General features: G+C 41.7%; 20 protein-coding genes and 2 pseudogenes. 13 read left to right on the top strand and 9 right to left on the bottom strand.

Annotated elements, in window-relative coordinates; genetic code table 11:
* Positions 1–36: 36 nt before the first annotated feature.
* On the bottom strand, positions 37–441 hold the full coding sequence (locus OGM63_RS11515) for a DUF4112 domain-containing protein (RefSeq protein WP_263745680.1): 405 nt from the start codon (positions 439–441) through the stop codon (positions 37–39).
* A 279-nt stretch (positions 442–720) separates the two neighbouring features.
* Here OGM63_RS11515 and OGM63_RS11510 point away from each other — a divergent pair, with 279 nt between their 5' ends.
* Both OGM63_RS11510 and OGM63_RS11505 read left to right on the top strand, forming a co-directional pair.
* Positions 721–1,950: a damage-control phosphatase ARMT1 family protein gene (locus tag OGM63_RS11510; protein WP_263745678.1), complete on the top strand. Its 1,230-nt coding sequence runs from the start codon at positions 721–723 to the stop codon at positions 1,948–1,950.
* Between the two features lie 323 nt (positions 1,951–2,273).
* Positions 2,274–2,893: pseudogene (locus OGM63_RS11505) on the top strand (hypothetical protein); the annotation flags it as partial.
* Between the two features lie 62 nt (positions 2,894–2,955).
* On the opposite strand, the gene OGM63_RS11500 reads toward OGM63_RS11505, so the two are convergent.
* Positions 2,956–3,933: a M28 family peptidase gene (locus OGM63_RS11500; RefSeq protein ID WP_263745677.1), complete on the bottom strand. Its 978-nt coding sequence runs from the start codon at positions 3,931–3,933 to the stop codon at positions 2,956–2,958.
* A 374-nt stretch (positions 3,934–4,307) separates the two neighbouring features.
* On the opposite strand from OGM63_RS11500, the gene OGM63_RS11495 reads away from it, so the two are divergent.
* Together OGM63_RS11495 and OGM63_RS11490 are read left to right on the top strand one after the other, a co-directional pair.
* Positions 4,308–5,531, top strand: coding sequence for an urease accessory protein UreH domain-containing protein (locus OGM63_RS11495; protein ID WP_263745676.1), 1,224 nt, complete (start codon positions 4,308–4,310; stop codon positions 5,529–5,531).
* Positions 5,532–5,664: 133 nt separating this feature from the next.
* Positions 5,665–6,246, top strand: coding sequence for a hypothetical protein (locus OGM63_RS11490; RefSeq protein WP_263745675.1), 582 nt, complete (start codon positions 5,665–5,667; stop codon positions 6,244–6,246).
* 182 nt (positions 6,247–6,428) lie between these two features.
* Here the strand turns inward: OGM63_RS11490 and galE are convergent, their stop codons facing one another.
* Positions 6,429–7,427, bottom strand: a complete 999-nt coding sequence (galE, locus tag OGM63_RS11485) for a UDP-glucose 4-epimerase GalE (RefSeq protein WP_263745691.1) — start codon at positions 7,425–7,427, stop codon at positions 6,429–6,431.
* A gap of 533 nt (positions 7,428–7,960) precedes the next feature.
* On the opposite strand from galE, the gene fraI reads away from it, so the two are divergent.
* From fraI to OGM63_RS11460, 5 genes are all read left to right on the top strand, one after another.
* Positions 7,961–8,668, top strand: a complete 708-nt coding sequence (fraI, locus tag OGM63_RS11480; RefSeq protein WP_263745674.1) for a septal nanopore formation protein FraI — start codon at positions 7,961–7,963, stop codon at positions 8,666–8,668.
* 342 nt (positions 8,669–9,010) lie between these two features.
* Positions 9,011–10,762 carry an ABC transporter ATP-binding protein gene (locus tag OGM63_RS11475; RefSeq protein ID WP_263745673.1) on the top strand — a complete coding sequence of 584 codons (1,752 nt, stop codon included), beginning with the start codon at positions 9,011–9,013 and terminating at the stop codon, positions 10,760–10,762.
* Positions 10,763–10,875: 113 nt separating this feature from the next.
* Positions 10,876–12,192 carry a sensor histidine kinase gene (locus tag OGM63_RS11470; protein WP_263745672.1) on the top strand — a complete coding sequence of 439 codons (1,317 nt, stop codon included), beginning with the start codon at positions 10,876–10,878 and terminating at the stop codon, positions 12,190–12,192.
* A gap of 72 nt (positions 12,193–12,264) precedes the next feature.
* On the top strand, positions 12,265–12,972 hold the full coding sequence (locus OGM63_RS11465; RefSeq protein ID WP_263745670.1) for a Uma2 family endonuclease: 708 nt from the start codon (positions 12,265–12,267) through the stop codon (positions 12,970–12,972).
* A gap of 117 nt (positions 12,973–13,089) precedes the next feature.
* Complete coding sequence (locus OGM63_RS11460) at positions 13,090–13,749, top strand: HupE/UreJ family protein (RefSeq protein WP_263745669.1); 660 nt, start codon at positions 13,090–13,092, stop codon at positions 13,747–13,749.
* 90 nt (positions 13,750–13,839) lie between these two features.
* Here OGM63_RS11460 and OGM63_RS11455 read toward each other — a convergent pair whose 3' ends face one another.
* On the bottom strand, positions 13,840–14,517 hold the full coding sequence (locus OGM63_RS11455; RefSeq protein WP_263745668.1) for a sugar transferase: 678 nt from the start codon (positions 14,515–14,517) through the stop codon (positions 13,840–13,842).
* A gap of 528 nt (positions 14,518–15,045) precedes the next feature.
* Here OGM63_RS11455 and OGM63_RS11450 point away from each other — a divergent pair.
* A complete protein-coding gene (locus tag OGM63_RS11450; protein WP_263745667.1) occupies positions 15,046–15,426 on the top strand; it encodes a hypothetical protein in 381 nt (126 codons plus the stop codon).
* Between the two features lie 71 nt (positions 15,427–15,497).
* Here the strand turns inward: OGM63_RS11450 and surE are convergent, their stop codons facing one another.
* Positions 15,498–16,178 (bottom strand): 5'/3'-nucleotidase SurE, encoded by a 681-nt coding sequence (surE, locus tag OGM63_RS11445; protein ID WP_263745666.1) that lies wholly within the window; start codon positions 16,176–16,178, stop codon positions 15,498–15,500.
* Positions 16,179–16,784: 606 nt separating this feature from the next.
* Here surE and psb32 point away from each other — a divergent pair.
* Positions 16,785–17,498, top strand: coding sequence for a photosystem II repair protein Psb32 (psb32, locus tag OGM63_RS11440; protein WP_318528448.1), 714 nt, complete (start codon positions 16,785–16,787; stop codon positions 17,496–17,498).
* Between the two features lie 230 nt (positions 17,499–17,728).
* On the opposite strand, the gene OGM63_RS11435 is transcribed toward psb32, so the two are convergent.
* Positions 17,729–18,112 (bottom strand): DUF4346 domain-containing protein, encoded by a 384-nt coding sequence (locus OGM63_RS11435; protein WP_263745664.1) that lies wholly within the window; start codon positions 18,110–18,112, stop codon positions 17,729–17,731.
* 306 nt (positions 18,113–18,418) lie between these two features.
* On the opposite strand from OGM63_RS11435, the gene OGM63_RS11430 reads away from it, so the two are divergent.
* Complete coding sequence (locus OGM63_RS11430; RefSeq protein ID WP_263745663.1) at positions 18,419–18,829, top strand: tetratricopeptide repeat protein; 411 nt, start codon at positions 18,419–18,421, stop codon at positions 18,827–18,829.
* Between the two features lie 197 nt (positions 18,830–19,026).
* Here the strand turns inward: OGM63_RS11430 and OGM63_RS11425 are convergent, their stop codons facing one another.
* Both OGM63_RS11425 and OGM63_RS11420 read right to left on the bottom strand, forming a co-directional pair.
* A complete protein-coding gene (locus tag OGM63_RS11425) occupies positions 19,027–20,208 on the bottom strand; it encodes a GNAT family N-acetyltransferase (protein ID WP_263745690.1) in 1,182 nt (393 codons plus the stop codon).
* A gap of 183 nt (positions 20,209–20,391) precedes the next feature.
* Positions 20,392–21,081 carry a RibD family protein gene (locus OGM63_RS11420; RefSeq protein ID WP_263745662.1) on the bottom strand — a complete coding sequence of 230 codons (690 nt, stop codon included), beginning with the start codon at positions 21,079–21,081 and terminating at the stop codon, positions 20,392–20,394.
* Between the two features lie 290 nt (positions 21,082–21,371).
* Between OGM63_RS11420 and OGM63_RS11415 the strand changes: the two genes are divergently transcribed.
* Positions 21,372–23,492 carry an ATP-binding protein gene (locus OGM63_RS11415; protein WP_263745661.1) on the top strand — a complete coding sequence of 707 codons (2,121 nt, stop codon included), beginning with the start codon at positions 21,372–21,374 and terminating at the stop codon, positions 23,490–23,492.
* A 44-nt stretch (positions 23,493–23,536) separates the two neighbouring features.
* Here OGM63_RS11415 and OGM63_RS11410 read toward each other — a convergent pair.
* Positions 23,537–23,974 (bottom strand): annotated as a pseudogene (locus tag OGM63_RS11410) (gfo/Idh/MocA family oxidoreductase); the annotation flags it as partial.

Here is a 23,974-nt window from a genome sequence, read left to right as displayed (position 1 = left end):
TACGTTATCGTGCAAATTATGGAATTATATGTTCACCTAATTAGATGAAGCGAGATTAATTTCTTCTTCCAAAGCGACTTGAGAGAATTCTGGTTCAACCGCTGTCAAATGCTTTTCCAAAATTGCTAAATTGCGGATGTTAGATTTATAAACAGCATCAAATAAATCACCTACTAAAGGCACTGTCCCAACAATAGCTTCCAAACCAACGTTGAAAATCATTTGCCTTAAATCTTGATTTGAAATACCGACACGGGTTGCTAAATATATTATATAAGCCGAAAATGCTGTACTGACTAAATCACCAGCACCAGGAACAAGACCAAGAATTGGGTCTAAACCAAAGCGAAATCGCGTCCCAGGAATACCGATAGATGTATCCATGAGACGGCTGAGTTTACGAATGCGGTTGAGAGTAAGTAGGCGTTGAGTGGTGTCCATAATTCACAATATTTGCACTTTTGTTTAATATTTGTCTTATACCGTAAGAAAGAGTTACGAGATCCGGTAGAGACGTTCCGGCGGAACGTCTGTACAATCAAGAGACGTTCCGGCGGAACGTCTGTACAATCAAGAATGTAGAGACGTAGCACTTGGTAGTCTCTAGTTGATAAATATAGCTTAATGACTTTTTAAGTATTAGGTAGATTTTCTAATTTTTCGGCGATAATTCTCAAAATAAGGATAGAATAACAAAAAATTAAGAGGGAAAAAGAACTTGTGGTGACAACACCCGACATTCCCAAATTGCCCCTACCATCTCCACTTTTGGGGTCTGAAGTTGGTACTTTTACTGAGTATACAGTAACTCAACGGATGCCTGCGATCGCCTGTCGAGTTATTGCCGAAAATAATTACCCAGAAAATATCAATGCTTGTTTGAAACAATTAGCCAGTGAGTTACCATCAGAACCTTTATCACCTCTTTTACATGATACTGGTGTTGATTTTTCAGCTTGGGTGAAATATCTAGAACCATTTAAAGGTCAACGTTGGATTGATGTTCCTTGGTTCTTAGCAGAAACTTATTTTTATCGTCTAATTCTGGAAATTACTAATTACTTTCGCAAAAGTGAATTGCAAGGTGTCGATCCATTTCAGTTACAGAAAGATAAAGGTTTAGAAACATCTCTTGACTCGATAAACTCTTTGTGCATTCAACTGAATCAATGGTTGGCTGATGCACAAAAAGAAGAGAAGTTAAATCAAACAGCTTTGATTGCATTGTTATATTTTGCGCTGTGGGGAAATCGTGTTGACTTAAGTTTGTGGTCAGCATTGGAGAGCGAACGCAGTCGTTTTGATATTCAAAGTCAACAAGCTCACATTTTAGTCGATGATGCCGCCAAAGTCACGGAATTGTTAGCAAGTATTGGTAAACGCATTGACTTTGTGATAGATAATGCTGGTTTTGAACTGGTTTGCGACTTATGTTTGGTAGATTTTCTCTTGGGTAGCGGTATAGCAAATCAAGTAAAGCTGCATTTAAAGCCTCACCCGACTTTTGTCTCTGATGCCATGATTAAAGATGTGCTGCATACAATTGAGTTTTTAGCAGCTTCCAGCCATGAATATGTTAGATTATTTGCCAAACGGTTGCAAGAAAATATTGCCTCAGAGCGCTTAATTTTATGTGAAGATTACTTTTGGACATCACCTTTAGCTTTTTGGGAAATGCCCGACACACTCAAAAGTGATTTATCAGCCGCGAATTTGATTGTAATTAAAGGTGATGCGAATTATCGCCGATTATTAGGCGATCGCCATTGGGATTTTACCACCAATTTTGCAGATATAGTATCCTACCTAAGCGTCCCCATCGTTGCTTTACGCACTCTCAAATCAGAAGTCGTCGCTGGGTTAAAACCGGAAGTTATTGAACAAGTTGCAAAATCTGACTCTGATTGGCTCACAAATGGACAATGGGGTGTGATTCAATTGGTAGACTAGATTTACCTGATATCATGTCCGTTTAATTAACAGTAATAAAAACGTCGCACGTCGTAGAGACGTAAAGCGTGGAACGTCTCTACAATTGTGAATGATTTACCGGACATAATATGAGGTGATATCAAGTTTCCATGATTAATTATAATACCCGTTTAACCTCACCCCGACTCCGACACCCCTCTCCTTAAAAAGGAGAGGGGATGGGGAGCCAGCGCTCTGCGGGGGTGGAGGAGTTTGAGGCGACTGGCGTGGTGAGGTAGTTTTTTTATAAGTAATTAACCGAACTTGATATGATTTAATAATCTTTGGTGAGAAAAAGCGATGAACTGCGACGCTCTTACGTATTATGGCAGGAACTGATCGCACCGTTGATTGTTTTGGAATTTGTCTCTGGGAAGGGGGAAGAAGAACGAGACAATACACCTTTTGAAGGCAAATTTTGGATTTACGAACAAGTTATTCGTCCTGCTTTTTATGGTATTTATGAAGTGAAAAAGGCAGCGATAGAAGTTTATCAAATAGACATCTCCAAAAATGAACTATGCGTTGCCCAAAACCCTTGTAGAGACGCGAAATTTCGCGTCTCTACATTGTTTTCTGGAGATGTATAATGGTTGCGGGTAATTACCAGTTGATGACTGCGAATGAAAGAGGACATTATGCGATCGCTCCTTTGGAAGTAGAGTTAGGTATATGGCAAGGTGAGTATCTCAATGCCAACTTACCCTGGTTGCGTTGGTGGAATGACCAAGGAAATCTTTTGCTGACTGGTGACGAACGTGCAAAACAAGAACACCAACGTGCTGAACAAGAACACCAACGTGCTGAACAAGAACATCAACGTGCTGAACAAGAACACCAACGTGCTGAACAAGCTGAAGCAGAAAATGCACGTTTACGCGAACAATTACGGGCTTTAGGTGTAAATCCTGATTCCTTGTAATTAAATGGTAGGAATCCCCACTGTTAGCGTTTAGTTGCTTCCGTTAGTTAGCCACGGGAATGTTACAAAGCGCGATCCTCTAACAACATAGTAGTGGCATTCACCACAATTTGCGCCGAACCTGTGAAAAACGATCGCTCGATTGTTTTCGGTGTATCGCTAGCTTGGTGGTAGTATGGACTACGTAAATTTGCGGTGTCTGTCACCAACACTGCACCCACTCCTTGATACCAAAATGGCGCGTGATCGCTACGTAAAGTGTCCGGTGTCAGCAAGCCTTTCAGGGGAATCGGCAATCTTAGTACTGCTGGCAAATTTTCTCTGGGATTTTGAAAAGCATTAAGCAAAGGCAAGTGTTCTGCATCGCCGATCGCTGCCAAAAAATCGCCTTTGTCGCTGGGTGGACTAACAGGTAAACCCGGTGGATACTGCTGACATCCAACTGTGTAGCAAGCATAACCTATCATATCCATCACAATTACACCGCGCAGATTTGCCAAGCGAGTGTTATTTGTAACAAAAGCCTTACTACCCAAAAGTCCCTCTTCTTCCTTGTCAAACAATGCTAGCTGTAAAGTCCGGGGAGTGGGATGAGAACCCAGAAGTCTAGCAACTTCCAGCACCACAGCCACACCACTAGCGTTGTCATCAGCACCAGGAGAGATGGCAACAGTATCGTAATGTGCAGCAACCAGAATTGCTCCTGCTGTTTTGTCAGTTCCTTGGCGTTCTGCAAAGATATTAACACCAGAGGAGAATTTTTCTAACCTTGGTTTCCAGCCGAATTTTTTCAGTATTGATGTCATGTAAGTGCGAGAACGCGATCGCTCTACATCTGTGAAGCGCTTAAAATTCAACTTTTGAATGTGAGCAAATAACCTGTCAGCAGATACTTGGGGAGTCTTTGATCCCTGACGGGGTGTTTCCACTCCCATAGTTGCAATAACTGGTGTCTCTTCTGTTGGATGAAAAAACACGCCAATACCTATCACGACAACTGCCACAAACAGCACCAGTAGCAGCCAAATCCATTTTTTCATAAAACCTCTTCCTTATCCCCTTGTCTCCTGACATAGGATAGCGCTTTGCTGCAAGTTTGACGCCTCGTCTTTTGACAACAGATTCAGTATTGTTAAAGGTTAATTGTTAATTGCCCCACTAACACCCCAGATCCCCGACAACTTTTACGGATACAGCTGCCAAATAGGGGGCGAGACCCCTCATTTACCCCCAATTCTTCGTAGAGACGTTCGGTCCGGAACGTCTCTGCAATCGTGTAGAATGACGCAAAATCGTTCGGTGAGGGGTGATACCCCTGAATGACCAGCAGTATCCGTAAAAGAAGTCGGGGATCTATATCCTGATTATCAACCAACCACTAACAACCAACCACTAACAACTAACCACTATCAAAATGCTAGATTTGTTGCTCATTGTCGTTTTAGGATTCCTGGGGAGTTTTGGTCATTGCGTGGGGATGTGTGGTCCTTTATCGGTAGCGTTTTCTTTATCTAATAAACAAGAAACTCTCAATTGGCGACAACAATTAAAATTTCATACATTGCTGAACTTGGGGCGGATGTTGAGTTATGCCTTAGTTGGTGCAGGGATTGGGGCGTTGGGTTCGGTGTTGCTAGCTAGTGGAAAATTTGCGGGAGTGGGTAGCGATTTACGCCGATGGATGGCAATTATCACAGGGTTAATGCTGATATGGTTTGGGTTAAGACAAATAAAACCCGACTTATTGCCGCGTATACCGATGTTACATCCTTTATTGCAAGGTAAATTACGCGATCGCCTAAATCAAGGAATGGTCAAACTTTCCCTAAAATCAACATGGTGGACACCAGCACTTTTAGGCATAACATGGGGTTTGATGCCTTGTGGTTTTTTGTATGCTGCCCAAATTAAAGCTGCGGAAACTGGTAATTTGTGGATGGGGGCAGCAACGATGCTGGCTTTTGGTTTGGGAACTTTACCGACAATGTTAGGTGTGGGTGTCTCTGCATCTTTGGTCAGTCAAGACAAACGCAGTCAGCTATTTCGCTTAGGTGGTTGGGTTACTCTCGCCATTGGTGCTATTACTCTGTTGCGGACTGGCAACACAATGGTAGACTACACCGGACACGCTGCCTTGATATGCTTGATAATGGCACTAATTGCCCGTCCGATTAGCAACTTCTGGGCTTCCCCGATGCATTACCGTCGTGCTTTGGGAGTGGGAGCTTTTGTTTTGTCTTTCGCTCACGCAGTCCACATGATGGAACACACACTGCAATGGAATTTTGCCGCTTTCTTCTTTTTGCCACCTGATTTTCAGTGGGGGATAGCTATAGGTGCTGTCGCACTGGTATTGATGACTCCCGCAGCTTTGACAAGTTTTGACTCTTTGCAAAAGTCCTTAGGCAAGCGTTGGCGACAAATTCATTTATTCAGCTTACCAGCTTTGCTTTTTAGTGGCATTCATACTGTGATAATTGGTTCCCATTACCTCGGCTCTTTAGAATTAACTTGGGGAAATAAATTAGCAACAGTCCTTCTAGGAATTGTCACTTTCGCTGTATTGCTGTTGCGTTGGCAAAACCCACCATCAAAAATTCCAAATTCCAATTCCAAAAAATTGAAAATTCGCTCATGATGCCTACGACACCCCAAGCAAGTCGCAGTAAATCATACTTGTTCCCAGGTTCAACCTTGCTCTTATTTCTAGGTTCAGCCTGGGAACAGTTTATAAGAGGCAGCACCTCATGTTTCAAGAGGCACTACCAAATATGAAAAAGGTTTCTTACCTTCTGGCTTCTGGCTTCTGGCTTCTGGCTTCTGCCTTTGTAGCCTCTGCCCACAACGTGAAAACAACAGCAGATGTTGGTGGGACGCTCCACATTCAACCAAACGATAATCCCCGTGCTGGAGAGCGATCGCAAGTTTGGATTGCTCTGACCCGTAAAGGTGGAAAGGTTATCCCCTTAAAAGAGTGTAATTGCCAATTAGCTGTTTACGCTGAACCTCATTCACCAAAAGAGCCACCACTGCTTGAGCCATCCTTGCAAGCCATGAGCGTCGAGCGTTATCAAGGCATTCCCGGTTCAGAAATTACATTCCCCAAGCCCGGAGCCTATCTGTTACAACTAAGCGGCAAACCTGCATCTGGGGAAGGTTTCCAACCCTTTAAGTTAAAGTTTGAAGTCACTGTCGCCGTCGGTTCAGCATCAGATATTACAACACAAAACACGCAAAATGTCAATGACACCGTAGAAGATAGAAAAAGCGGGTTTAGTTTACCAATAGCGATCGCTTTATCAGCCCTTGCAGCAGGAGGCATCGTGTTTATCGTACAGCAACGGAGGAGATGAGGAGGGGGGAGTGGGAGACAAGGGAGACAAGGGAGACAAGGAGGACAAGGGGGACAAGGAGGACAAGGGGGACAAGGAGGACAAGGAGGACAAGGGGGACAAGGAGGACAAGGAGGACAAGGAGGACAAGGAGGAATTAACCATGCCCAATGCCCAATGCCCCATGCCCAATGCCCAATTCCCTATTTATGCCTTTGCTGATGCCACTGCCAGGAGTGAACGAGAATATCTTTTAAGGATGAATATTGAGGTTGCCAGTTTAGGATTTTTCTGGCTTTGTCACCACTACCGATGAGTGATGGTGGATCACCAGGACGGCGATCGCATTCAATGACTGGAATTTCACGTCCTGTAACAAGCTTTGCCGTTTCAATAACTTCTTTAACTGAGAAGCCGTTACCATTGCCTAAATTGAAAACTTCACTGTCACCACCGTCTAAGAGATATTTCAGCCCTAAAACATGAGCGTCTGCTAAATCGTTAACATGAATATAATCGCGAACACAAGTGCCATCAGGCGTGGGATAATCAGTGCCAAAAATTGAAATAAATTCGCGTTTGCCTAAAGCTGTCTGTAGCACCAAGGGAATTAAATGAGTTTCTGGGTTGTGATCTTCACCCAAGCGACCATCAGGATCGGCACCAGCAGCGTTAAAGTAGCGGAAACGTACTGATTTGAAATCGTAGGCGGTATGAAAGTCAGAGAGAATCCGTTCTACCATCAACTTAGTAGCACCATAGGGATTAATTGGATTTTGGGAATGGTCTTCGGGAATTGGTATAATTTCCGGTACACCATAAGTGGCACAAGTGGAAGAAAAGACAAATTTCTTAATAGAAGCAGCAAGCATAGCCTCTAACAGCGTTAAAGTGCCGACAACATTATTACGGTAGTATTTTGCCGGGTCAGTAACCGATTCTCCCACATAGGCGTAGGCAGAAAAGTGCATAACTGCGGCAATATTGCGAGTAGAGAATAAGTTATCTAACAAAGGGCGATCGCCTGTATCTCCCTCTATCAGTTCTACCTGTAAAACCTTTTCGACCAAATCACGATGCCCATACACCAGATTATCGAGTATTATCACCTCATATCCCGCCTGCAATAAAGCAAGCACCGTATGAGAGCCAATATATCCAGCTCCTCCGGTAACCAAAATGCAATCTTTTTCCGGTGACATAGTTTTCATGTTCAATTTCACAACCACTTAATCAATTTAAATTACCAATGGCACATGACTGTTTGAAGAAAGTGTCACTGATGAACTTTTTTATACTTCATCGCTGCTTGCTGACCTCCAGGTTTATTTGTGTAGAAAAAAAATAAGCGATCGCATCCGACCTCAAATCCTCCACAACTCCGGTGGAGTCTTAACTTTATCCCTCTCAATCGCAAAAACCTTAAGGGAACATACTTAATTTGACCTGAAAAATTATAAATACTGCGTCCAATATCACAAAATTGCTCTAAAATCACTACGACGGTAGTCTTTGTGTGAGGGGAGTCACCCCCGTTCTTGGGGAGTGGCGTTGTGATGTATTTGTAGTCAGGTAACAATGTGCTTACAATTTGACAATAAAATCAATCAACTGCCCAAAACCTCTAGGCTGACCCTTAGGGGTTCTTGCCTACTAACCTGCGTCAGGTTTTCCTCCGCAGTGGTGGACTCACCAAACTAGCGCTCACTGCACTAGAAGATTTGAGAGTAAATGTATGTTTTTACTATTAAGCCGGGTACTCCTGTGGCTGCTTGTTGGCACAATCGTCTATTCTTTGTTCCAGAAATTTTATCCCTCAGGAACTTTTGCCGGACGATTGGTCGTAGTTATTTTCTTGCTCGTCCTAGCGCTGTCGTTTATTAACCCTAATGAACCGGCGGTGGCTTCGTTGTGGAGAGTGGTGTCATTTCCGCTCAAGCCTCTGGGAGCTTCAATGTTGATGATGATGTTTGCAGCTCAAAGAATTAAGGGTGGAGGAATAGACAAACCAGGCGGATACTTGCTCGGCTGGGCGTTAACGATTTTACTTTTGGCAAGTACACCAGCTGTTGCCTATTTCTTAGTTAGATCGCCTGTGGCAATGGTGGGTCAACCTTCCATCGCAAGTCAAGTCGAAAATTACCGCCTCGCGTCAACATCTGGGACACTAGTAGCACTGGGGCAATCAGCTCAGAGTGCAACTATTTCTGATGTCGTCGTCGGCTCGCGCATTTTACCTGCTGTGGATACAAGCGTGGCAACCATCGCATTAAACAACCTGGAGATTAAAATTCCACCCTACCTGTTGCAAAATACTGCGGATATTACCAGACGAGGATTGCGACTAGAAGATTTTGTACCCAATGCAGAAACACTGTCACTAACAACGCGAGTCTGGGAAAGTTATCTCAACCAGGCTTACTTCTTCTTGCGGGGTAGGTAGCAGCGTGGTGCCAGGTAAAAGGCACGCATATACAATAAAAGGATGAAGCATGAAGGATGAAAAAAGAAAGAATATACTTCATACATATCATCCTTTTTTTTATCCTTCAGATGACTCAGGCGTAAACGCCTTTAACCGTTTTCATTAGTCGCTCCTTGGGTACGGTAGAGCATACCGGAATATGAGCGCTCTTATGCAAGCAACCCTTGGGGAGATGAAACCTCTACTCCGTCTGGCGAAAGCCTGGTTGAGCAAGTTATGTCGTAAGATCCAAGAATCCCCGTGTCAATAGATGCGGGGAGTGTCAACAATCTCCAATTAAGAGTCCCCCGGTCTTTTTGAATGGCACAATCACGACGACTTGCTCAACTCGGTGCTTACATGCGTCCCCATTGGCGGGAGGTGACTTTAGGCATTATTGCTTTATTGATTGTCAACGGTTTGGGGGTTTATATCCCCTTGTTAATTCGTTCGGCGGTTGACAAACTCTCAGCCAGTTTTAGCTTGAATCAAGTACTAAATTCTGTAGTACCAATCTTCTTTCTGAGTACGGCTATGTGGTTAATGCGTATGGCTTCGCGCATCTGGCTGTTTGGGGTGGGGCGTCAGGTAGAATTTGACTTGAAACAACAGATTTTTGAACACCTACTAAAGCTAGAGCCGGCTTATTTTGCTACGAATACTGCTGGTGATTTGATTAGTAGAGCGACTAATGATGTAGATAATATCCGCCGGTTGTTGGGTTTTGCTGTATTAAGTTTGGCAAATACTGTGTTTGCCTATGCTTTGACGTTGCCGGTGATGCTGTCTTTGAGTGTGGATTTGACATTAGCTTCTCTGGCAGTTTATCCATTTATGTTTTTCTTGGTGCATATGTTTAGCGATCGCTTACGCAACCAACAAGCAGCAGTTCAAGAAAAACTTTCCGACATCAGCGATCTGATCCAAGAGGATATATCAGGTATTGCTCTAATTAAAATCTACGCCCAAGAAGAAAACGAGCGTCGCGCTTTCTCGGAAAAAAATCAGAATTTATTTGAGGCTAACCTGCAATTAGCGAGCACCCGAAATAGATTATTTCCCCTCATTGGTGGACTCGCTAGTGTCAGTTCACTAGTTATTATCTGGTTGGGGGCAACGCGAATAAGTTCAGGAAACCTCGGTGTGGGCGATTTTCTCGCACTATTGATTTATGTAGAGCGTCTGGTTTTCCCCACCGCTTTGTTAGGGTTTACAATTACTGCTTATCAACGCGGTGAAGTTAGTATCGATCGCATTCAGGCGATTCTTTCTGTCACACCAAAAATTGAAGACACAACCGCTGCTACACATCTACCTTTAGACACAATTAAAGGTGAATTGTCGGCAAAAAACCTCAGTTTCACTTATCCAGGTGCTACCAGCCCAGCTTTAGATAAAGTTAACTTTACCATCCAAGAAGGGGAAACTGTGTCAATTGTTGGTGCGATCGGTTCGGGTAAATCAACTTTGGCAAATGCTTTGCCACGTTTGTTGGATATCGAACCAGGGCAGTTATTTTTGGATGGTCAAGACATCACCCAAATAGAATTGGCAGATTTGAGAAATGCGATCGCTTACGTTCCTCAAGATAGCTTTCTATTTAGTACCACCATCAAAAATAATATCCGCTACGGCGACCCTTTCAGCGAACAACAAGATGTAGAATCAGCCTCTCATCTAGCACAAATTCACCCAGAAATTATCAATTTTCCGCAACAATATGAGACTTTAGTTGGAGAACGTGGTATTACTCTTTCTGGCGGTCAGCGACAACGCACAGCTTTAGCTAGAGCAATGTTAGTTGATGCCCCAGTGTTAGTTTTGGATGATGCCCTCTCCAGCGTTGATAATCAAACAGCGACACAAATATTGAAAAATCTCTCTGGTGGTATGCAAGGTAAAACTATTGTTTTTATTACTCATCAATTATCTGCCGCTGCTGTTGCCGATCGCATTATTGTGATGGAAAAAGGTAGAATTGTCCAGACAGGCAGTCATTTAGAACTTGTACAGCAACCGGGGCTTTATAGAACTTTATGGAGTCAACATCAAGTAGAAGAATTACTGCATTAAGTTTTTCTAATACTGGTACTGTCAATAATCTCCACTAGGGACAATTATTATTGCAGCGCGTATAATTTGTCAGCAGGATATTCTCTCACAAATTATACTCAGTATTGTCTCTGATGCTGCAATTTTTACAAAGCTTTTTTAGTGATGGTTCATTTATTCCACATGGACATTGTTACCTTTGGAAACCTTGGTTAGTGTGGATGCATATCGCATCAGATTCTCTGATTGCCCTAGTTTATTACTCTATCCCGATCACCCTTGTCTACTTTGTCAAAAAGCGAGAGGATTTACCCTTCAAATGGATAGTTCTATTATTTGGAGCTTTTATCGTCTCTTGTGGAACAACACACCTAATGGACGTGTGGACGCTTTGGCATCCGACTTACTGGGTATCCGCTTTCCTCAAAGTTATTACCGCTTTAATTTCTTTGTCTACAGCTATTGCACTGCTACCAGTAATTCCCAAAGCAATAGCTTTGCCAAGTCCAGCACAACTGGAAGCTGCAAACTGCCAATTGAGACTTGCTCTTAAAGAACTGGCAAATACCCAAGCTCAACTAATTCAAACTGAAAAAATGTCTTCTTTAGGACAGTTAGTTGCAGGAATTGCCCACGAAATTAATAATCCTGCTAACTTTATTTATGGCAATATTGCCCCTACCCATGAGTATGTGCAAGATTTATTTACTTTGATTTCACTTTATGAAAAATATTATCCCTGTACAATAGGAGAGATTCGTACTTATGCAGAAGAAATAGACCTTGATTTTATTAAAGCAGACTTACCAAAAATTTTATCTTCCATAAAAATGGGAAGCGATCGCATTCGCAAAATAGTTTTATCGTTGCGGAATTTCTCCCGATTAGGTGAAACGGAAATAAAGGAAGTTGATCTACACGAAGGTATTAATAGCACCCTTGTGATTTTGCAAAATCGTTTAAAAGCTAAAACAAATTGTCCAGCTATCGAAGTTATTAAAGAATATGGCAATTTGCCTAAAGTTGAATGCTATGCGGCACAGATGAATCAAGTGTTTATGAATATCCTAAATAATGCTATTGATACTTTAGAGGAATCAATGGTCAGTTGTAAGGTAGCGATTCCAGTTAAGACACTTGGGGTTAGTAGCAAAAAAAATAATCGTCAACAGAACGGGAAACCGCAAATTCGTATTTCTACTCAAGTTGTAGACAATAATCAAGTTATAATTCGATTTTATGACAATGGCTGTGGGATGACAGAAGAAGTAAAGCAAAAAATATTTGACCCATTTTTTACTACAAAACCTGTCGGTTTCGGTGTCGGGTTAGGGATGTCGATTAGCTACCAAATTATTGACAAACATGGGGGTCAGTTGAAGTGTATTTCCGCTCCGCTTCAAGGTACAGAGTTTATTATCCAAATTCCGATTAATCTAAAATATGATTAATTGTTTTTAGCGCCATTCACCGCACATTACTGCTACATTCAAGTTAATCCTATTTAAGTTGAGGGATTACCAATGACAGTCTCTATAGAGTATATCCCCATTACTCCAATTGAATACCCGGATGAGGACGGTAAGCCAATGGCTGAAGGTGATATCCAGTGCAGCTACTTAAGTTATGCTAGAAGTGCGCTAAAACTATATTTTCAAAGCCGTTCTGATGTATATGTTGCTGGAAATTTATTTATTTACTACGAAGAAGGTAATCCAGAAGGAGTTGTTGCACCAGATGTCTTTGTAGTTTTTGGTGTTAAAAATCGGCAACGTCGTTCTTACAAAACTTGGGAAGAAAACAATAAAAATCCTGATTTTGTTTTAGAAATTACATCAAAAGCAACCCGCAGTAAAGACCAAGGTGCAAAAAAAGGAATCTACGCTTTTTTAGGAGTGCGTGAATATTTCCAATATGACCCTACAGGTGATTATCTTACTCCTCAACTTCAGGGTTTACGCTTAGTGGAAGGCAATTATTTCCCCATTGCTAGTAATACCTTAGAAGATGGTACTGTGTCTCTAGCCAGTGAAGTTTTAGGGTTAGAGTTACGAGTTAAGTCTGGAGATATGCGCTTTTACGATGCAGCAACAGGTAAAACACTGCTAACTTATGAAGAAGAAGCTGCTGCACGACAAGCAGCAGAAAAAGCTAAACAGCAAGCTGAGGAAAGAGCGCAAAAATTAGCCGCTAAACTCAGAGAGTTGAATATTGATCCAGATGCACTTTAGCACAAGATTCCCGACTTCGAGCGAGAAGTGGGGAATCTGAAAGATGAAAACATGCGTTAGTTTTTTTTGAGATTTGGGCACTATAAATAACCTCAAAAAAACTATTTGGCATAAACGATGTTTCACACTGAGTTATCAAATCGTGTTTCCGAGAAGTTTGCTGGATCTAGATTACTGTATCGCCATGTTTATGCGATCGCATCTCTACTTGTAATTAGTCTGCTGAGTTCATTTAGGCTTTCACAACCTCACCAATTTATCTTTAACTGGTTTGATGGCTTTCTAGGGGGGTTAGCACATCCTGTACTAGGTTTGCATCATATGGTTAGTGTGGTTGCTATTGGCTTACTTTCTGGTGTAGTTGTGCGTGGTGCTTTGATCCCAGCAGGGTTTGTGTTAGCAACGCTCTTAGGAACAATCAATCATCTATTATATCTGAATTTACCAGGCGCCGAAACAGCGATCGCCTTTTTCACAATCGTCTTTGCGGTTATGCTGGCTATCCCCAATCAACCAAATCTAAGGGTTCTGGTGCTGCTGACGGCTACAGCTGGTTTATTTCACGGTTACACTTATGGTCAAGCGATTTTAGAGACACCAATCAGTTCACAGGTTGCTTATATGCTGGGTTTAACTTTGACTCAATATGTCGTTGCCATGAGTGCCAGAGAAATTGGCAATATAATCAGTGTGGGAAAACTTCAGAACATTCGCAATGCTTCTGGCTTCGCGTTTTGGGCGATCGGCATCGTTTTTCTTAGTTACTCGATAATATAAAAAACTTTAATTTTCAACCAGGAAATGATGGTAATTGCTAAACAGCATGACCCAATATCTATTAGCAATTACCCCGAAACAACTAAGTTCCTAGAAAGATCCTACTTTGGCAAATATGACGTAGATTGTTTTCCAAATCAACTGCAAGTCATATAGCGGATGCCAGTTTTCTTGATAACGCAAGTCTAAATCGACGACTTGTTCAAAATTTTTCACGCTTGAACGACCGTTAACTTGCCATTCACCAGTCATCCCTGGTTTAACATTTAAACGTTGCCAGTGACGCTGATTGTAGTAAGCTACTTCATCAGCAGTCGGGGGACGGGTTCCGACTAAACTCATTTCACCTAGTAGCACATTCCAAAACTGGGGAAGTTCATCCAAACTAGTACTTCTTAAAAATCGCCCGACTTTTGTTACACGGAAGTCATTTTTATTTTTAAACAAAAGTCCATTAACTTCGTTATCTACTAACGATTTTAATTTCTCGGCGTCAACAACCATCGATCGGAATTTACGCATATGAAATGAACGTCCTTGTAGTCCATAACGTTCTTGAACAAAGAAAATTGGACCAGAACTATCGATTTTAATCGCCAGTGCTATGGGCACAAAGGCGATCGCTAAAATCAAAAGTCCTATCAAGCTTCCCAAAATATCTAAACAACGTTTAAGTTTAGACTGCACTGATGGGTGAGGGGTAAGTTCTAATTCCCAAGCTTGTGAAGTTGCACCCTGAAAAACGGTTTTTAATGGTCTTTGGTACATTGCCAAGCCGAATATTTAGCGAAGAACGTAAAATCACGGAGCTTTAATTTGACTATAGACTTAGCTTTAGGAAATTAAAATCTACTTCCCTAGTAGTTTCACCGAATCTTCATCAATAAGATTGAGATTATCATATTTTATAAATTTAATGTAAAGTTGCTTAAATCTTCCATAAGGAAGATGAAAATTTATTTAAAATGTGTACTTAATATGTATTCATGTTAGAATTTCCTAGCAAATGAGTGCATATACTGGATAAAGTTTCTCACTTGACTTTTTTTGCCCCTAGTCAAACTCTGCAAAAAGGTCGGTTGATAAATTCAAAAATATCTGACACAGATGTAAAATCCATCCTTAAAGGATAGATTTTACTAGGTAATGTGCCGGATGGCGCTGTTTGCAAAATGAAAATGTAAGTTAATGCGAAAGCTAAATCACAACTAAAGAGCAATACCTTTCCTTTACATATTCAGCAAAAGCACCGAGGAATAAAATCGCAAATACCATCACAATAGCAGCGAATGCATTGTGCTATCTGTATTAACTTATTCAAACATTAGTAGTGACATTACTTTTATGCTCTCTCAAGCTTGGGGTGTTAGAGACATGGTATCAGCAGGGGTCGAAGTTAAAATAAATCGCTTAGAATCGATTGTTGAGCAAATCGGGGAAGCAGTACTTGCTACCACCGAAACTATTGAACGTCTGGCAGAAAGAGTAGATACTATCAGCGTGCAAGTAGAAGAACAGGGAAAGCAGGTACAGCAACAGGGTTATCAAATTTTGGCATTATGTGATGCAGTGCAGACCCTTGCAGAATCCCAGGATGATACACTGCAAAGGCTAAACCATCTGACGTATACTCTAGACCGCCTGATGACATTGATTCAAGGTGCACCTGAAGGATGAAGCTGCTTATATTTAATTTTTCTTTGGGACTTGATTTTCCCCGTTAGATGAGTGTGACTTATCCCAAAAAGTTAAACTCTTAACTGAGTGACAGCAATTTTGCCGGAAAAACATACATCGACATCGCTGCCTGGAGTGCGATCGCGTTTGCTATATTCCCCTGCATAATAAAAATCATCGCCGTCAACTCGGTAATTAATCGGTAACGGTTTGGTACAAGGTTGGCAAAATACCACTTTTGGATCTGGTTCTCCCGGCACTAAATGTGGTAGGTTTACATTCCAAAAACTCCCAGGCTCTAAAGGACGCTGAAGTAAGTCAGCTAAAACCCCTTCTGTCCATCTTGCCGCTACATCCCAATCTACATTCAGCTTGCCTTGACGATAGTGAGAAACTGCGATTCCGGGAATGCCGTGCATGGCAGCTTCCCTGACGGCAGCCACAGTTCCGGAAATATACGCATCAACTCCCAAGTTCCCCCCGTCGTTGATCCCCGATAAAACAAATTTGACATTTTGGCATATTTGTGATATAGCAATTCTGATACAATCAGCGGGAGTGCCGGCGATCGCATATTCGCGGTCAGAACGTCGTTGTAATTGAATGGGACGAGTTGTAGTCACTTGATGTCCGCAACCCGATTGATGGTCTTTGGGAGCGGCGATAATTATATCTTGACCATTGACAGCTTTGAGTAGCGATTTAATTCCGGGAGCGTCGATTCCGTCATCATTGGTGAGGATGAGAGTCATATAGCGGTTCTGATAAAGCGTGCAATACAAATTGTAGAAACATTTTCCGTCCCCGAAGTTTGCTAAACTCTCTCTAACAGGCGCAGACAATTTCTCTTCGTGGAATTGATTCTCCCGTTGGACTGGTATCTTTATCGCGTGCAAGTGCCCGATCTTTTTCTACTGAACATATTGCAAACCATCAAGCAACTAGCTAGAAAATTTAATCATAGGATATAATTAACACATCGTTTACAGAGTCCGTTCCCAGGCACTTAGGTTAATCCCAAAATCCAAGGCTGGGACGGTTTTTCTTGAATCAAGCTGTAACATAAATTTGCCTAGGTTTGAAGTTATATTTTAGTTTTTTAACAGAATATCCCACCTGGTCGAATGTTCAATTTGGCTGGATGACGTTTCCCCAAACTTAAGTGCTGAAAATTAAAACACTCATAAGCGTTAAAACGCTTACTACGAAAGAATGAGGGGTTTTAAGTTTTTCTACTGCCTATACCCGCAGATGCCTGAAACGGAAAAGTGGAGAAAAGCAGTAGTTGTGTAGTATTTTGTCGGAAGAAGGTATGAAGGATTCATTTTATGAAACACCTCCGAAATCAAGTATTTAGCATGACAAAACACTTAGTACGGCTTATTCTGCCGCTGGTGATGATAATTTTGGCTTCGTCGCTGGTTGTGACACCCGCTTTCGCGATCGGTGTATATGATATGCCGAATCTTACACCAGGCAGCACCTGGGTTGTGGATAAAGGCGAAGTTATTAGCCTCTTTAATGAAGGTAAAATTAGCAGTGCCTTAGAAGATTTGGCAAAGCAAACTGGTAATGAGGTGAGAATAGTCACAGTGCGCCGTCTGGACTACGGAGAGACACCGGAAAGCTTTACCAAAAGCCTTTTTGAAAAATGGTTTCCGACAAAAGAAGCTCAAGCAAATCAAAGCATACTAATGATTGACACCGTTACCAACGGTACGGCTATTATTAGTGGCGATAAAGTCAAGTCTTTAATGCCAGAAGCGATCGCTAACAGTATCGCTACTGAAACCTTGGCAGAACCATTACGAAAGGGTAACAAATACAATCAAGCATTTATCGATGCTCTCGTTCGCTTTGTTGCCGTCCTCTCTGGTCAACCCGACCCAGGACCACCCCAAATCGCCGAAACTGTCAAAGTAGAAGGCACATTTAAAAAAGCAGAAGAAACCGAAACTATCAAAGGTAACGCTACTGCTTGGGTAGTAGGACTTCTAATTGCCGCAACCGTCATCCCGATGGCAACTTACTACATCTATCTAGCAATTCAACCATCTTCTGACGGGCAATAAAAGTTAGAAGTTGGGAGTTGGGAGTTGGGAGTTAGGAGTTAGGAGTTAGGAGTTGGGAGTTGGGAGTTAGGAGTTAGGAGTTGGGAGTTGGGAGTTGGGAGTTGGGAGTTGGGAGTTGGGAGTTAGGAGTTGGGAGTTAGGAGTTGGGAGTTGGGAGTTAGGAGAACAACGCTCCAACCATCCACGCTCCAACGCTCCAACGCTCCACCCATCAACCATCCACGCTCCAACTAATCTTGGATATACTCTTGCCCTGTCACCAAAGCAACCTCAGCGCGGACAAATTCGCGACCCAAATAAGCTGCATGGTCAAAAAGAGTTACCGGACAGGGCTGAGTTTCTTCAAAAATCTTTACACAAAGTTCCTTAGCCGTCCTCCCTGTAAATACTGTTGTGTGAGTTCTTTGCACCTTACCCCGTGCTGGAATCACTTTTCCCGTTTCTGGATCGACAGCTAAACCTTGCTCAGAAATCACATTTGTGAAATGCTTGGCAGAAATTAAACCCGCGTCCCGATCCAGATAAATAATAAAATATCCATTCGGGTCAAGGTCAATATGACGCCCAGAAAGCTTGTCATCAATTGCCGCCAATTTTTCAACTGTCAAATCCATAGTCGCTCTAAAAATCAAATTTAATCAAGGTTTTTACACTTATTCTTAAGTGTAATTGTTTCCTTCCCTTTTAATACTTGAAAATGTACTTTGATGTGAAATTCCCAGAATCATAACCAAAAAGTTGAAAGTTGACTAGTAAGAAAATATTGAAAATAGAACCTAGAGATATTTTTTATACATCTATTTAAGTTTATAACTGTTTACGTAATCATACTAATTTTAAAGTAAAAAAAATTAAGTTAAGCTCGAATCTCAAGACAATTCAGAAGTACTGCTAAACGCTGACTTTTTTTATTTCCAATCATGAATTATTTAACAAATGCAGCACTCATTGGAGTAGCAGCTACAGTTGCTCTATCAGGACAGGTTAGGGATTCAAAAGATTTGTGTAGTCCAAATACTGGGAAAAAAAAGTTGATATCTATGGTGAGTGCTGAAGAATTCTTCAACAATGGGCGTGAGTTTGATATAAAAGGTCAACATCAAGAGGCGATTATTGAGTATACGCAAGCAATCCAGCTTGATCCTAACTATGTTGAAGCTTATTTTTACCGGGGTAATGCTTTCGCTTTAGAAGGACAACCGCAAGAGGGAATTGAGGATTTACAAAAAGCTGCATCTATCTGCGAATCTAGAGGACAATCAGAATGGGCAGCAGTAATGCGACAACATGAAGAAATGATTCAAGAAGGCATTGAAGACGGTGAATTTTGATTTGTTGCGAAGGAGAGTATTTTCATATCAAAATTTTAAGAATCACGGTAGCTAAAATCGAGTAGCAGCATTGAATGCGGAACTAATGATATCAAATCCTAGAGACGTTCCATCGGAACGTCTCTACATTATGGGTAATTTGTCGGACATGATATGAGATATTATTCGGCATCCGCTACCACATCACCTCATTAAAATTAAGAATCTTTTTGAGTAAACGGCAACTCTGCATTCATCGCATCCATTTCTTGCTGTTCTAGTTCATTCACCTCACGAATATAAGGACGCAAAATCTGTTCTAAACGAGTATTGTAAAAGCGGTGCAAACTGTGATTGGGCATAGCTGGAAAACCGCGACGTTTTTTATGACGACCGCCGGCACCAGGGTCAAAACTTTGAATTCCGTTAGCGATCGCCCATTCAATTGGTGAATAATAGCAAGCATCAAAATGCAAGTTGTCTATTTCTTGAAAACTACCCCAGTAACGTCCATAAAGGCGATCGTCTTTATATAAACAAAAAGACATTCCCACAGGTTGACGATTATCTTGCTCGCTATATGCAGCCACAAACAAGACCCGATGGCGATAATTAGTGTGTAACTGCTCAAAAAATTGCTTTGTTAAATACTTGCTACCCCACCAGCCGAATTTATCACAAGTATCGGCGTAGAATTCGTACATCAAAGGAAACAGCGACTGGGGAATTTCATCACCTGTCAGTTTTTCCAATCGTAAACCGATTTTCTCCACCGCTTTGCGTTCGCGTTTAATATTGCGACGTTGATTGGCATTAAACACGCCTAAATAATCATCAAAAGTGTTAAAACCGAGATTTTCCCAGATGTAGCTGTGGTGCAACCAAGTTGTAAAACCAAGGCGTTCTAAAACAACTCGCCATTCGGGATCTACGTAGAGAAAATGACAGCCAGAAATTTGATTTTTGGTGCAGAAAGCGTCAATTTCATGCACCATGAGCGACGTTATTTCATCTTCATCTTCTCCGGGTGCAATTAAAAATCGATAGCCTTCTGCCGGGGTAAACGGTGTCATTCCCAGCAACTTTGGGTAATAGCGTACACCAATGCGATCGGCTAACTCTGCCCACTGGTGATCGAAGACAAATTCACCATAACTATGTCCTTTAAGATAAAGTGGGGCAGCAGCAATTAGTGTTCTGTCACGCCACACAGTCAAGTGATTTGGCAACCAACCAGTTTTCCGAGTTGCGCTGCCGGAAGTTTCTAGATTATTCAGCCATTCCCACTCTAAAAACGGGGTTTTGAGTGGCATTGCTAAAGCATCCCACGCCTGACGGGGAATTTCCGCAATTTTGTTCATCCAGTTGGCAGAATAGCGAGGCTTGAGTTGTTCGACCATTGGAGGCTTTGGAGATACAAAACTTTGCATTCATTTTTTTTAGGGTAACTCACTCTTCGTGCGCTCAGTCCCTTTAGCCTGGGGCTAGGAGTATGGGGGATATTTGACGGATAAAATCCGGCAGCTTTCCTAAATATCGATTTTCTTCCTTCCCCCTGCCCTTGCATGGTTGGGTCAGGTAATCTAATCTACTAATCGTTGCAGCCGATAGTGCAAAAACACTTCTTGCTCAACAGTCTGAACTTCTAGTAGTTGCAATCTGGGAGCCAATTGTGGTAGGAATCCTATACCATCCACTGGTGTGGGCGCACTAGCACCGCCCAAAATCAGTGGACAGACAGTAAGCCATAATTCATCAATTAAATTCAATTCCAGCATGGAGGCAGTTAAACTACCACCACCGAGTACGGCTATGCGTGTTATACCTAGATTCGTCAGATGTTGTAAGGCAGTAGAGATGTCAATTTTCTGTGTTGATGTTTCTAAAATTATAATTTGCTCAAATTCTGTCCTGCCCTGCCAATAGAGCGCTCCTGCTTTTGTCGTCAGCAACCAGCGTTTAACTGCCTGCTTAAAGAAGTGGATTTCCGGATTTAGCTTGCCTGAGTGTGTAACTACTATATGAGCTGGCTGGACAGATTTACCCTGATGTGTTCTTTGTTGCAGCAGTTGTGGATGCGATACGGTGAGTGTTGTACCGTAGGCTCGAAGAGTACCAGCACCAAACAAAATGGCATCAGAGGCAGCTACTTGCCTTTCCAGGTGTGCTTTGTCAGCTAAAGAGCCAAATCGAGCAGGCGATCGCCTGACATCTGCGATTTTGCCATCTGCACTCATTGCCATAACTACAGTGGTATGAGGACGATGTTGCATGATTAAGTTGATGAATGAGATTTTCCTTGTTGGTGTGTGAATTATCAAAAAATCCAGGTAGTAGCAAAAACTGTTTTGCTTTATTTCACAAGTGTATCTATCTGTAAGAAATTCTGTTATAGTTACTATCGCACACATTTTTGTATAGGAAGTTTCTTTTTGGAATTTACCGATTTGTTACTTTTAATAGCTAGAAATAAAATTGTTGTAAATTGACAAAATGTCGCATCTAGCTGTTTTAAAAGCATATCGTTACTATTTTGATTTGCAGATGCGAAGTGAGACTGTCGATGGCTAAACCCAGTCAATCATCTTTCCGTCGAATTTTAGTGTCAAGAATTTTACTGCTGTTCGTTCCAGTTTTATTAGCAGGAGAAATTCTCGCATTAAACAAGGCACGTTCTAGCCTATTAGAAACTGCCAGAAAAAACTTAACAGAAAGCTCTCAGATTAAAGGAGAGAAGATTGTTGATGCGATCGCTGCCCTAAAATCTAACTTGTTCAGTGCGAGTCAAACAACGGTTATTAAGTCTGGTTCTTCTTGGGAAGCGCAACAATTTCTCAACGCGATCGCACGGCAATTGCCAACCCACATAGAATGTATTCAATTAGCAAATCTGCGAAACGGTAACATTATTGCTAGTACATGTGGTGACGAACCAATTGCCAAGTTAAAATTACCTTTACCTAATGACGAAATTGAAGTTGAGGCAATTTCACCATCACTAAACGGGAAAACGGGTAAAAAAGATTCAATAAATCAACTGCAATTACTATTATCTGCCCCAGTTTATGATAGATTTGGTAACTTGCATTACGCCTTAAGAATTAAGACCGCATTACACCAACAGATAAAAAATAAGCGGGGTTCATTAACAGGCTGTACAGTAGTAATTGCTGAAGATGGGACAATTTTAGCACACCCACTCCTAGCAAGAGTCGGGACTAATATCAAACAGCATCCAGATGCTTCTCGACTAGAAATGATATTGAAACGTGCGATCAAAGGAAAACGAGATTCTGTAACTTTATATTTCAAAGAAGGAGAACAAAAAGAAAGTACAGAATTAGTCGCTGGATACACAGCTATTCCCAATCCAATTACAAATCAGCAGCGGCAAAAATGGATTGTTTTAGCCGTTACAGATTTAGATAATGCTTTGTTTGGGCTTGGGGAAATCAAACTAATTCTACTCGCTTTAACACTTGGCTTAATTAGCGTCAGTGTGTTGGCATCGTTGTATTTAGGTCGTTACATAGCACGTCCCGTAGAACAATTGCGAGACTATGCCCTAAATCTTAACAGTCACCATTCTGCTGAATTAGTTCCCCATAACTTTAAAATTCGAGAATTCAATCAACTAGCGCAAGCACTAAGCCAAATGGTAGAAAGGCTTAAAGCTTGGGCAGAAGAGTTAGAAATGGCTTGGAAAGAAGCGAAAAACGCTAATCATCTAAAAAGCAAGTTTTTAGCGACAACTTCTCATGAATTGAGAAATCCACTTCATACAATTATTAACTGTGTTCAGCTAGTTAGAGATGGCATGTGTGATAGCCGTGAAGAAGAAATGGAGTATCTTTTACATGCCAATCAAGCCGCAATTCACTTGTTAGGAATAATTAATGATTTACTCGATCTTTCTAAAATTGAAGAAGGCAAGCTTTCAGTTGTCACAGAACCAATAGACCTGGGAAAATTATTGCAAGAGGTGATTAATTTACAATCAGTTAATGTGCAAAAAAAAGGCTTGCAATTAAAAATTGATTTAGGAGAGCAAGTAATTGCAATTCGGGGAGATGCAGCGAAACTGAAACAAGTTTTAATTAATGTGATTGGCAACGCAACTAAGTTTACCGAAGCCGGAAGCATTGCGATCGCTACAGAAATCGAAAATAGTTTTAGTCAATCTCAGGTAATTATCACCGTTACAGATACAGGTGTAGGCATCGATCCTGCCCAACAGCATAAACTATTTCGCCCCTTTGTGATGGCGGATAATGCAAGCACACGTAAATTTGAAGGTACAGGACTGGGACTTGCGATTTCACGAAACTTAATCGAACTCATGGGAGGTACGATTACTCTTGATAGTGCAGGTATTAACCAAGGCACCACTATTGCGATCGCTTTACCCTTAATTGATGTCTCGCTGTTATCTACTTCAGCACATCAAGAGATTTCAGAGGAGAAAAGCGCAAATCAAATCAAAGAAATAGAGGAAACTAGTTCTCAAGAAAAGATTTTTCCCTCTCCGAGAGGAGTAATGGAAGTAGAAAAATCTGAGCATACACTTCCCCCAATGGGAACTTCCGAAGAGATAGGAATATGGAGAGAAGTCCAAGAGGTTTCCCCCCCAGAGAAGAAAGCAAACGACTCGTCAGACATCGGAATTTTCTTTGCACAGCGCTAACTCCCCATCTCTCAAAAGTTAGGCAGTAGTTAATTATGCTGACACTAGTTAAATTTATCAATAAAAACAGATTTACCATCTTTAGAGAGAGATTCTGTTAAAGCGGTGAGAATTTGCACCAATTCTGTGCCTACCCAGCCAGATGAAATCGTTGAGGGAGTATTCTCCTGGATGCAGTTAACAAAGCCTGAGCAAACCCGCTGCAATGATTCGCTTGTTTCTACTTCCAACACCTCGCGGCTTTGATTCACAGGTATAAATTGATTTCCCTTCACCTCAAACTCACCATGTAGTAGCGTCAAAGGTGCTTCCGTTGACATTTCATCAAAAATCAAGCTGCCAAGGCTTCCCACAACCACAAGACGCCGCTGTTTATCAGGATTGAGCCAACACAAATGTATGTAAGCTTGAAAGCCATCCGGGTACGTAAGTGTCACCCAGACTAAATCCGCTAGTCCTTGATGAAGAGGAGGGGGAGAGGG

This window comes from Plectonema radiosum NIES-515, from assembly GCF_025753815.1.
GTDB classification, from domain to species: Bacteria; Cyanobacteriota; Cyanobacteriia; order Cyanobacteriales; family Nostocaceae; genus Hassallia; species Hassallia radiosum_A.
The sequence above is the reverse complement of the archived record's forward strand: the minus strand, read 5'-3'. Positions and strand labels throughout refer to the sequence as shown.